General features: G+C 45.3%; 4 protein-coding genes. 1 reads left to right on the top strand and 3 read right to left on the bottom strand.

Annotated elements, in window-relative coordinates; all coding sequences use genetic code 11:
• Positions 1-334 precede the first annotated feature (334 nt).
• Complete coding sequence (locus K8R76_00715; protein MCD4846694.1) at positions 335-1,261, top strand: hypothetical protein; 927 nt, start codon at positions 335-337, stop codon at positions 1,259-1,261.
• A 53-nt stretch (positions 1,262-1,314) separates the two neighbouring features.
• Here the strand turns inward: K8R76_00715 and K8R76_00710 are convergent, their stop codons facing one another.
• From K8R76_00710 to mtnP, 3 genes are read right to left on the bottom strand one after another with little or no spacing between them, the layout of a single operon-like run.
• On the bottom strand, positions 1,315-1,572 hold the full coding sequence (locus K8R76_00710; protein ID MCD4846693.1) for a DUF4342 domain-containing protein: 258 nt from the start codon (positions 1,570-1,572) through the stop codon (positions 1,315-1,317).
• 2 nt (positions 1,573-1,574) lie between these two features.
• On the bottom strand, positions 1,575-2,540 hold the full coding sequence (locus tag K8R76_00705; protein MCD4846692.1) for a thiamine-phosphate kinase: 966 nt from the start codon (positions 2,538-2,540) through the stop codon (positions 1,575-1,577).
• Positions 2,541-2,546: 6 nt separating this feature from the next.
• Positions 2,547-3,413, bottom strand: coding sequence for an S-methyl-5'-thioadenosine phosphorylase (mtnP, locus tag K8R76_00700; GenBank protein ID MCD4846691.1), 867 nt, complete (start codon positions 3,411-3,413; stop codon positions 2,547-2,549).
• Between the last annotated feature and the right edge of the window lie 100 nt (positions 3,414-3,513).

The raw sequence follows: 3,513 nt of genomic DNA, 5'->3' as shown, positions 1-3,513 counted from the left end.
GTCTGTATTCGCAAGCCTCGTATCCACCAGCATCTGTGACGTTTCGCTACAATGGCTGGTGATTCATGCAGGCTTATGACCATAATAGTATACAATAACAGGAGCACAGCGGGTATGAGGATAATTGTATTCATTTCGCAAAAACTTATTCGAAGGATTCTAAGCATCCTTGAAAAGTTGACCTGTTCAAGTCGCCAGACTATCAATGGGCATACAATCGAAATTAAATCAGTTCTGTTTCAGTTTCCCGATACAGGACTGTGAACTGGAATAAATATCCTGGCAAAATGTATAAGAAACAGGATAATAAGTCTCTCTTTAATTGGAGGATCGAATGCTACCGCTGATGTTTGCTGCACTGGTCGATACGATTATTGCCCCCCCGCCTGACTTCAACACCGTCTATGTACACGAATGGGGAGCAATAACTTTTTCTGAAGAAGTAATAATCGGATCAGTTCCACCATCTGATCCTTATGAAAATTTCACAACTCACAATGAATGGGACGAACCAGTATCCAGAGCTCCTGTTGTTTATTTTTACGGTGATTTTTTTCAGGGTACTTTCACTGTCACAGTTCCATCCGGAACATTCATCGAAACCTGGCCGATCCCGGAGGATCTGACTGCTATCGCCCCCCTGCAGCTGGCCAGCTCTTCCAGAGCGGTCTGGAACATCTCCAGTACTACGTGGGGGGAACCCGGCACAATTGACACTCCAGCTGAAAGGGATGAGTTAAGTTTTACCCCCGAGATCCTCGATATCTGGAGGTGGCCTCCATCGTTTCTTCTGGAGTTCAGTGATGGAGTCCGTGAAAAATTCATCTATTACGAGTGTGCTCTGACACCACAGAGTAATGACGACTTCTATCCGGCAATACTAACAGATGAAGGGACCATACTTGATCCTGAATATCATGGTGAACTGATAAGGTTCATCAAGCTGGATGGGAAAGTAGTCATCAATCCAATTACTGGAAGATACGGAATACGTCGCGAATTACAGCAGGCAACCGAATATGGAGATATTTTTGAAACCCTCTGTTCCTGGGCTGGCGGAACTATGAAATCAGATGAGATCAATGCCATGTGGACTACATGGGAAGACTGGATCTACAGCGGTTCCTGGAGCGGTAATACTCTTGTCATATTCCCCCTGCCTGATGAAACTGTTGAGAGGATGAGCAGTATTACACTGGAAACCTCAGAAGAGCATGAAATAGAATACAGCAGATTTTATATCGGGATAATCTCAATCTGACGTTTTCAGTTGCTCATCCCGGGCTTTTTCACCGGATCCAGTATGCAGTTGCGCTATTCTTCTTCTGTTTTTACGACGATTGTGCAGTTTGCTACGAGAGCGGCAATCGCTCCTATAGCTGCCCAGACCGGGAGTAATACCACGGCTACAGCACCCAGCGTCATTGGAACTTCAATCAGAACTTTTCCATTTTCATTTATTATCATGATATGTCTTACATTACCCTGATGAAGAATCTCCTTTAATTTGGCAACGAGATCTTTGCCGCAAACATGGAATTCCTTCGTTGTTGTATTCTTCTCTTCCTGCATTCTTAAACCTCCAGATGATCGTACCCGGTCGTTTCCACATTTACCGGTCTTCCATTTATTAAAACACTTACTTCCCCCGCACCTTCCTTAGCGTAACCAACTTTTTTACATTCTGCAGACGTGAATTCATTTTGCTCAGGTGCGCTGAAAAGCAGAACGAAATCTTCTCCGGATGAAGCAGCTTCAAGCGGTCTGTCTTTTACTGAGTTATAGAATATTGATTCATTAATATCAAGGACAATATCAACCCCGCTCTCACGGGAAAGGTGCCAGGCCTCTGAAAAGAGACCATCGGAAATATCAATCCCGCAATGAACTCCTTTTTTCCTCAGTTCTGCTGCAAGTTCAAGCTCAGCCCGCGGAAGCAGGAAGGCTCTCACCTGTTCCAGTCTATCCTTAGAGATTATACCCGAGCGAGGATTCAGATTCTCGCCTTCAAGACCGCCTGCCTCCTTGAGAATTGCAGGAGCATCAAGCGCCCTGCCTATCGGTCCTGAAAGCCAGAGACTGTCACCATGCCGCAGTGTTGATCTTCGTAGAAGAGTTTCGGAATTACCTCCTTCACCGACGGCAGTAAGTGTGATTCCGAAATTACTCCCCCGGATTGTTTCTCCTCCGGCAATAACACAATCCTCTCTCTCCATCAACCCTCTGTAGAATCGTGCAATCCAGTCAATCTCCAGATCGAGAGGTAATGTGACTGCGGTAAAGATCCATCGGGAACAGGCACCCATGGCTGCAATGTCTGATAGTGTCGCTTCAAGCAACCGTCGCCCGAGTACCTCCGGTGGTGCCCACCAGCGATAGAAATGAGATCCCTCAAAATAGCTGTCCGTAGTCACAACGGGACACTGAAGTGCCGGAAGAATACTGCTGTCATCACCTATTAGTCTGAGTGACGGAAATGTATCCCTCAGCCTCCGTACCAGACCTCTCTCTCCGATATCACCTACAGTTGAACCAGTCAAGAAAACCTATCTCTCTAAAATGACTTTCAGATGCTCCTTTGCCAGATAACTCCGATTTGCAGGAGTTGTCATGATCGAATTTTCAATAACCTCTGCGCCTCCATGGCAAGCACATTCTGTATCCTCGGGATCTATCTTCTTCAGCACGTTCTCAATCGTTCTCCTTGCCCGAACAGTATTCACCCTGATGTTCGCTATTACAGCTTCAACTGAAACATCATCCTCTGATTCATGCCATACATCGTAGTCTGTGACTAATCCAAGGATCGAATAACATATCCCTGCTTCCCTGGCGAGTTTAGCTTCTGGAAGTGCTGTCATACCGATAACAGCATGCCCCTGACGACGGTAAATATTACTCTCTGCCCTTGTGGAGAAAGCAGGTCCTTCCATGCAGACAAGAGTTCCACCTCTATGTATTATAGCGTCTGCATCCTCAGCTGAGTCAGCGAGAATCCCGGATAGTTTTCCGCAGAAGGGTTCGCCAAATCCTATATGGCCAACTAATCCACCACTAAAGTATGTAGACCTTCTAATTCCTTTTGTTCTGTCGAAAAGCTGATCCGGAATAACAAAATGTCTTGGGTGATACTTCTCCTGAAGACTTCCAACAGCTGATATCGAGATGATCTTACGTACGCCAATATATTTCATTGCATATATATTTGCTGCGTATGGAACTTCGGAGGGAGATAGTGTGTGATCCTCGCCATGCCGAGGAAGAAAAACCAGAGGGATTCCATCGTATTCGGCCAGAATCAGAGGAGCTGACGGTCTTCCAAATGGAGTTTCGGTATTCAGTTCTCCTTCTATTTTAACTCCGTCAAACGAATAAACACCGGAGCCTCCTATTATCCCAACGCGTTTTTTCATTATTCTCCCTTCGAGGCAAAAGGAACTTATAGTTATAGATTATATATATAACTTCTACAACTGTTTGAAAGGTAGTTTTAAGTATCATGCTCAGAAACGA

Source organism: Candidatus Aegiribacteria sp. (assembly GCA_021108435.1).
In the GTDB taxonomy this organism is placed as follows: domain Bacteria; phylum Fermentibacterota; class Fermentibacteria; order Fermentibacterales; family JCC-6; genus Aegiribacteria.
Note: the sequence above shows the minus strand (reverse complement) of the source record. Positions and strands in the feature narration are given on the sequence as shown.

Coding starts and splice junctions, on each gene's coding strand:
- mtnP (MCD4846691.1), bottom strand. CDS start 3,413: ATGAAAAAACGCGTTGGGATAATAGGAGGCTCCGGTGTTTATTCGTTT.
- K8R76_00710 (MCD4846693.1), bottom strand. CDS start 1,572: ATGCAGGAAGAGAAGAATACAACAACGAAGGAATTCCATGTTTGCGGC.
- K8R76_00715 (MCD4846694.1), top strand. CDS start 335: ATGCTACCGCTGATGTTTGCTGCACTGGTCGATACGATTATTGCCCCC.